The sequence below is a fragment of the Mucilaginibacter gynuensis genome (assembly GCF_039541195.1).
Lineage (GTDB): Bacteria > Bacteroidota > Bacteroidia > Sphingobacteriales > Sphingobacteriaceae > Mucilaginibacter > Mucilaginibacter gynuensis.
In genome coordinates this window covers 772515-780010 of the sequence record NZ_BAABFT010000002.1, presented here as the reverse complement: position 1 = coordinate 780010, position 7496 = coordinate 772515, and the positions used below count along the sequence as shown (strand labels likewise).

General features: G+C 42.0%; 4 protein-coding genes. 2 read left to right on the top strand and 2 right to left on the bottom strand.

Going from position 1 to position 7496, the window contains the following annotated elements; genetic code table 11:
* Positions 1-242: 242 nt before the first annotated feature.
* Positions 243-1013, bottom strand: a complete 771-nt coding sequence (locus ABD894_RS06550) for a glycosyltransferase family 2 protein (protein WP_345210191.1) — start codon at positions 1011-1013, stop codon at positions 243-245.
* Positions 1014-1058: 45 nt separating this feature from the next.
* Entirely contained in the window at positions 1059-1850 is a 792-nt protein-coding gene (locus ABD894_RS06545; RefSeq protein ID WP_345210190.1) for a glycosyltransferase, read from the bottom strand.
* A gap of 193 nt (positions 1851-2043) precedes the next feature.
* Between ABD894_RS06545 and ABD894_RS06540 the strand changes: the two genes are divergently transcribed.
* Together ABD894_RS06540 and ABD894_RS06535 are read left to right on the top strand one after the other, a co-directional pair.
* The gene (locus ABD894_RS06540; protein ID WP_345210189.1) at positions 2044-3393 is read left to right on the top strand and encodes an oligosaccharide flippase family protein; all 1350 of its coding nucleotides are present in this window, start codon (positions 2044-2046) and stop codon (positions 3391-3393) included.
* A 173-nt stretch (positions 3394-3566) separates the two neighbouring features.
* Positions 3567-7490 carry an MBG domain-containing protein gene (locus ABD894_RS06535; protein WP_345210188.1) on the top strand — a complete coding sequence of 1308 codons (3924 nt, stop codon included), beginning with the start codon at positions 3567-3569 and terminating at the stop codon, positions 7488-7490.
* Positions 7491-7496 lie beyond the last annotated feature (6 nt).

The window sequence follows — 7496 nt, the reverse complement described above, 5'->3', positions numbered from 1 at the left end:
GGAAAGCCCTTGCATCAGTATCATGTGCAGAATAAAAATCCTTAGCGAATCTAAAGACGGCATGCTCGCCCCGCTTTACCTGCTCATACTCACTGATCAGGAATCGATATTTGCTAAGATAATTCCGCTTTAATGTAAGATCATTGTTAATGTTTCGCATAACGTTTAGCTTTATAACATAAAGCTAATTCTGTTACCGAATTACTTGACCTTTACAGCAATGACAACTTTTTTGTACCTCCTTATTTCTTATGCGATTTAAAAGTAAACAAATCGTAATTATGCTTTACGTTACGATAGATCATCCGTACGAAAGATACTACAGGATTTGATGTTTGCCTGAAATCGCTGCGGGTCATGGTGGTTGGTTCGTCGGCCGAGTTTACCTGGTCGAAGAGGCCTTTGTAATCCTCGTAGAACATCGCCTTACCTTTGTGCTTTAAAAAGGAAATCGCCATTAAAAACTCGGTACGGTCGCCTTTTAAACCTTCAGCATAACGACCAAACTTTTGGAAAAAGCTGGTGCGGCGCAAGTGAGGGTGATCGCTGTATACATGGAACTTGCGGTACCCGGCATACCATATCTTAAACATCATCTCCGAAAAACCCTTACGGAACGGTTTCAAATAAGGATACCTGAAGTAAGCGTAAAAGCGAACCAGGTCAATATCGACACGCTCGTCCATAATATCCAGGGCATCCTGCAAATGCTCGGCATATCCCGGAAACGGATCAAAATCTTCCTGAACATATAGTGTATAAGGCGTGGTAACCGCATCCTGCCCTTTGTTGATATTATTGCCCAGTCCGCCGTTTTTGGGCGTGGTGATCAGCCTGAAATTATAGGTGGTTGATAGATCCTTCAGCTTATCCACGTGTTCGGGCTTGCTGCCATCGTCGGAGACTACGATATCGCCAAAGTTGATATTTTGATTAGCAAATGCCTGTAACAGCCTTTGTAATGATTGGCTGCGGTTATAATGAGTTACAAGCAAAGTAATGGTACTAAACATAATTAAGCTATTGGGCAGGGTGGTAGCCTGCTGATGATGGATTTTTTAGAGTTTTTTAAACAGGGCGTCGTACGTCCACCTTAGTAATTTAAACTGGAGGTATACCGCACGGGCGGCTAAGGCAAACACGTTTTTGCTTTCGCGCCATGATGCCCGGCCCATTGTGCTTGGCTCGTCCGATGAGTTTTTTTGATAGAACAGGTCGTTGAAATTATCAAAGAACAAGCCCCTGCCTTTATTTTGAATAAAGGATAAGGCCATGCGGTACTCGGTAATATCGCCCTTGATGCCTTCCGGATAGCGCCCGAATTTTTGGGGGAAAGTGCTGCGCCTTAAATGCGGGTGATCACTGTATACATAAAACTTAAGGTGGTTATTTTGCAATGGCGATGCCGAAAATTTCATTTCCGAAAAGCCTTTGCCGTAAGTTTTGGTATAAGGGTATTTAAAATAAGCGTAAAAACGCGCTATGTCTAAAGTTTTATCGGCTTCAAAAAATGCCAGCGCGTCTTTAAAGTGTGTGGCAAAGGCGGGTTTGGGTTCAAAATCTTCCTGAACGTATAGCGTATATGGTGTTTGCACCGCATCCTGTCCTTTATTGATGTTGTTGCCGAGTCCTTTGTTTTTTAGAGTGGTAATAAGCCTGTAGTTCAGTTCCTTCTCCAGTTCTATAAGCCGTTCCAGGTGCTCGGGCTTGCTGCCATCGTCAGATACTACGATGTCGCCAAATACGAAACCCTGCTCGCTAAAAGTGGTCAGTAATCGCTCTAACGACCGGCTGCGATTGTAATGGGTAACCAGTAAAGTAACATTGTCAAAGTGCAGATCCTGGCTCATTGATTTTTTTGTATAAAGATTGTTTTAGTTTACTTGCAGCAATCTTTTACGGTAAACATGCCGTATAAGATTTACAAATGCTGTGTTTTTTAACTAAAAGCCTGCATTGTTATTTATTTAGGCTAATATCCGATAATTTATATTTAATTAGCTACTGTTTTACCAATACACCGATCAAAAGTTATACACCCTTATGCTATCAAAAATACTGGCCCTGATCAAGAATAAGCATTTTTTATCCCTCTCGGGCAATATCATTATGTCGGGATTGGGCATGCTTACACTGGCTATTATGTACCGTGCGCTTACGCTTAAAGAAATGGGTATATGGGGCTTATTCCAGGGAACGATATTGTTTGTTGATACTTTTCGGTCGGGATTTTTAACTACCGCTTTCATCAAATTTTATTCGGGTACTTCAAAAGAACGCGCTACCGAAATTATTGGTTCTACCTGGTTTATCGCCTTGGGTATTACGCTCACGCTGATATTGCTGAACCTGCCGATGTTATTCTTCCTTGGTTTTGTGGCAGATGTTGGCTACGTGATGTTCTTTAAATATTTCGGCCTCACCTATATATTATCGCTGCCGTGGTTTGTGGCCACCTGCGTATTGCAGGGCGATCAGCGGTTCGACAGGCTTTTGTACGTTAGGCTGGTAAATCAGGGCAGCTATATCATCTTCGTGCTTACGCTTATCATTATGGGCAAAGCGAGCCTTGTTACGGTGGTGTACGCTTTTCTATTATCGCACACGGTTACCAGCTTGTATACCATATTTAAGGGCTGGACGAGGTTCGGCGCTTTCAAATTTCGTGCTAAAGCTACCATCAGCGAGATCTTCCATTTTGGTAAAATGAGTGTGGGTACTACCCTGAGTTCAAATATGTTCCGCTATTCTGACACCACTATTATTAATGCCATGCTTGGGCCAAGTGCTTTGGCTATTTATAACTTGGGGCAAAGTTTAATGCAATTGGTAGAGATTCCACTTCGCAGTTTCGCGGCAACAGGGATGCCTTCATTGGCCGCGGCCTATAATCAAAACAGCCGCAGCGAGGTGATCTATATCATGAAGAAGTATATCGGCTTGTTAACCGTAATACTCACCCCGGCAGCTGTTGTAGCCGTAATACTGGCCGATGTGCCCATTTACCTGATGGGCGGCGGTAAATATGTAGGTACCGAAGCCGCAAACGTATTCCGCCTGTTGATGACCTTCGCTTTATTGTTCCCTGCGGATAGGTTTTTCGCGCTTACGCTGGATGTTATTCACAAACCGAATATCAACTTTTACAAGGTGCTGGTAATGCTTGCGGGCAATATCATATTTGATATTGTTGGTGTACTGGTATTCCACAACATTTACGGCATAGCATTGGCCACCATAGTGCCAACCTTTATAGGAGTAACCATAGGTTACAACGCGCTAAAGCGTTACCATTATTTCAGTTTCCCGAGTGTGTTTACACTCGGCATCAGCGAAGCCAAAATGTACATTGCGCAAATGCGCGATAAAATGCGGAAGAAGAACCCGGCTTAGGGCTAACTTATTTTATTGAATAATGATAGCAGTTGTTAATTTCTATAACAGCGGCTATGTAAACAATAGTATTGCGTGTTTTTTGCAGAATAGATATATTTGAGCCTAAAGAGCCGGATAACCGTACACCTTTCACAAACTATTGAAAAAATAAGAGCATAAGCCCGGCATATATGAACCGATTTTTACTTTGTCTTTGTTTTTCGATAGCTGTGTTCTTTTCATTTTTTAACGCGAGGGCACAAAGCCTGACCGTTAATAAAGGTGATGCAATCAATGTAAACCCTGCACCACAAATAATTGCCGGTGTAATAACAGGGAGTATTTCTGCTTGTGCCGGTACTGCATCCGTTAGTCCCAATATCCAGCACTTCAGCGTTTCAGGGGCTAATTTAACTAATAATATTACGGCTACAGCTCCTGCCGGTTTTGAGATATCGTTTGCTGCAAATACCGGCTACAGCACTATACTTACGCTTATCCATACCGCCGGTATAGTAAATAATAAGGATATATATGTTCGTTCGTCATCTTCGGCGGCTGTAGGTACATTGGCAGGCAAGGTTGTACTCACATCAACCGGAGTGCCGGATCAGCAAGTTTCAGTATCGGGTATTGTAAACCAACTGCCAAAGGTAAACGCGGTAAATAACCAGGTGGTTGTAAATGGTGAAGCCACAACAGATATTAATTTTACAGGCACCGGCAATGCTTACAGTTGGGTTAATAATACACCAGGCATAGGCCTGGCAGCAAGCGGTACCGGAAACATCCCCTCATTTACAGCCATAAATAATACAAGCTCACCAATAACAGCTAGAATAACAGTTAAACCATTAGCATCCGGTTATGCTTACGTAGCCAATTACGGCTCAAATTCGGTAACGGTAATCAGCACTAAAACAAAAACGGTAGTAACTACCATCCCGGTAGGTAATAATCCTTTTGGCGTATCTGCCAGTATTGATGGCGGATTGGTATATGTAACCAACAAAGGCTCAAATACCGTATCTGTTATTAGTACAGCAACAAATACTGTAATAAATACAATCAACGTTGGCCGGGCTCCACAAGGAGTTGTGGTAAGCCCCGATGGTGCGCGTTTATATGTGGCAAATTCAATGGATAATACAGTTTCAGTTATTAATACGCTTACAAATGTTATTGTTAAAAACGTTGGTGTTGGCAAAGCGCCATACGGTATCACTATAAGTGCCGACGGTGAAAATATTTACGTTGCCAATTTCGACTCAAGTAATGTTTCAATAATAAAGGCATCAACAAATACAGTTGCTACTACTGTAGCTGTAGGTTTTAACCCAACAGGAATATCAGTTATTCCGGATGGAAGTCTGGTATATGTTTCCAGCGCTTACAACGTAACTGCTATAAATACAGTAGCAAACAATACTACCAGTACCATAAGTTTAAGTCAGGGAATAGGTATGGCACCAAGCCCGGATGGTACTAAGGTATATGTAGCCACATTAGATGGATATTATTCCATAATATACGTGGGGACTAATATAAGCAGCTCAGAAGCCGGTTATTCGCGCGGGAGTGGCATCTCAATTACTGCTGACGGGAAGGATATTTACTGGGTTAGTAGCCTTAATAATACGATAAGTATTACTAATTCAGATTTTACCACGGCTACAATTGTGCCTGTTGGTAGCAATCCCTATTCTATAGGTAACTTTATTAGTAAAGGCACAAATTGCGATGGCTCGCCAATTACATTTACAATTACAGTAAATCCAACGCCTAAAATTAAAGCCACAGCCGTAACCGGCAATATTGTTGCTTGTGCAGGTAGTGCTTCTGTTAGTCCGGATATTGGCCAACTTACAATTTCCGGCAATAATTTATCTGCCGACATCATGGCAACAGCCCCCTCCGGATTTGAAATATCGTTGAATGCTACGAGTGGCTACGGTAATAACATTTCGCTAACGCCAGTGGCAGGAGTGGTTAATAACACTATTGTATATGTCAGATCAGCCGCATCAGCCCCTGCCGGTTCTTTAAAAGGTAAAATAACGCTGACCTCGGCAGGCGCGCAAAATTATGAGGTTGATGTTACGGGCACAATACAACAGTTGCCAACGGTAACCAATGTAAATAATCAACTGGTGCTTAGCGGGAATAGAACCAGCAATGTGATTTTTTCGGGTACTGCAGATAGTTATAGCTGGAGCGTTACGGGAGATGACATTGGTTTGCCCTTAAATGGCACGGGTAATTTTCCATCTTTCTTGGTTTCAAATAACACACCTGCCGCTAAAGTGGCTATTGTTACGGTTACTCCGTTAACAAATGCTGCAGGAGGAAAGGGCTGTGATGGAGTACCTGTGAGCTTTACTATCACCGTAAACCCGCTGCCAATTATTACAGCATCAGCAGGATCATTATTCATGAACACCACTTATGGAACACCGTCTGCTGCAACCGGTTTTAAAGTTTCGGCAACAAATTTAATCGAAAGTATTTTATTAACACCGCCATTAGGGTTTGAGCTAAGCGCCGATAATATTAATTTTGCCAATACAATTACTATCCCTGCTGTAACAGGCTCGGTTACTAATTTTGCTGTATATCTGAGGCTGGCATCAACAAGTAATGCGGGTAATTATTCGGGTAATATTATATTAAGCAGCAACGGGGCTGCAAATTTGAATATACCTGTTTCTAATTCTTTGGTTACACCTGCAGATATAACCTTAACTGCCGATAATAAAAATAAAACGTATGGCAGCACGCTGAATAACACAAGCAGTGGTACGAGTTTTACTATTACAGGCGGGAGCTTAAAAAACGGTAATACCATTACTTCAGTAAATTTAACTTACGGTACAGGTGCTGCCGGAACTGACCCGGTTGGTTCGTATAATACCATATCGATAATGTTGAACACCGGTGGAAATGGATTTTTGGGCAGTAATTATTCCATCAATTATGTGCGGGGTAATATTAATGTTTTGCCTGCGCCTTTAAATATTGTTGCCAATAATATTACAAAAACATACGGTGCAACATTGTCAAATACCAGCAATTCAAATGAGTTTAATTTAACCGGTATTCAAAATCAGGAAACTATTGGTGGTGTAACCCTTACATATGGCAATGGCTCAGCGGCCATAGATCCTCCGGGTATTTATCAGGCTTCCATAATACCATCGTTACCAACAGGAGGTTCATTTAATGCCGGAAACTATTCAATTACTTATACCGCCGGAAGTATTACAGTTTCTCCTCCAATAGGTATAAACGTTTCGGGAGCCTTGGCTTCGGTAGCTACTATTTACGGTTCTCCATCGTCAACAACTGCTATTGAAGTGTCGGGCACAAATCTCCCCGCAGGTATTTTAGTTACACCCCCTGCCGGTTTTGAGGTGAGTTTAGATAATGTCAGGTTTTTTGCTTCAGTAACCATTGGCAACAGCGGCAATATTGCCGCAATTCGCGTTTACTTCAGGTTGGCAAAAATAACGCCGGTTGGCAGTTATTCGGGTAATATTGTATTAAGTAGTTCGGGCTTAAACAATTTGAACCGGTTTATGCCATTAAGCACGGTGAGCCCTGCGCCTCTGATGATAACAGCTGATAATAAAACCAAGGTTGTTAACTCCGATAATCCAATTTTAACTGTAACATACCTCGGTTTTGTGAATAATGAAAGCCCTAACCAGCTAACAACCAGGCCCACTGTAACCACAGATGCTACTAAAACATCTGCAGTAGGGCAGTATAGTATTACAGCCAGTGGGGCAGTGGCAGCAAATTATACAATTAGTTATTTGCCGGGCGTGTTAACAGTTAATCCGGCTCCTTTGGCCGTTACTGTGCCTAACGTATTTACGCCTAACGGCGATGGTATAAATGATTATTGGACTATTACAGGGCTCGATCTCAGCAAGCGTATTGTTGTTAGTGTTTTTAATCGCTGGGGTAGCCGGGTATTTTATTCAAATGGATATTCCGAATTATGGGATGGAACATATAAAGGCACTCCGCTTCCGGCCAGTACATATTATTATGTAATTAATACAGGTAATAAATCTGAATTATTATCAGGGTCAATCACGATTCTCAGATAGGCGATG

Excerpts from the sequence above, each read along its gene's own strand:
- ABD894_RS06540 (WP_345210189.1), top strand. The coding sequence starts at position 2,044 with ATGCTATCAAAAATACTGGCCCTGATCAAGAATAAGCATTTTTTATCC.
- ABD894_RS06550 (WP_345210191.1), bottom strand. The coding sequence starts at position 1,013 with ATGTTTAGTACCATTACTTTGCTTGTAACTCATTATAACCGCAGCCAA.
- ABD894_RS06545 (WP_345210190.1), bottom strand. The coding sequence starts at position 1,850 with ATGAGCCAGGATCTGCACTTTGACAATGTTACTTTACTGGTTACCCAT.
- ABD894_RS06535 (WP_345210188.1), top strand. The coding sequence starts at position 3,567 with ATGAACCGATTTTTACTTTGTCTTTGTTTTTCGATAGCTGTGTTCTTT.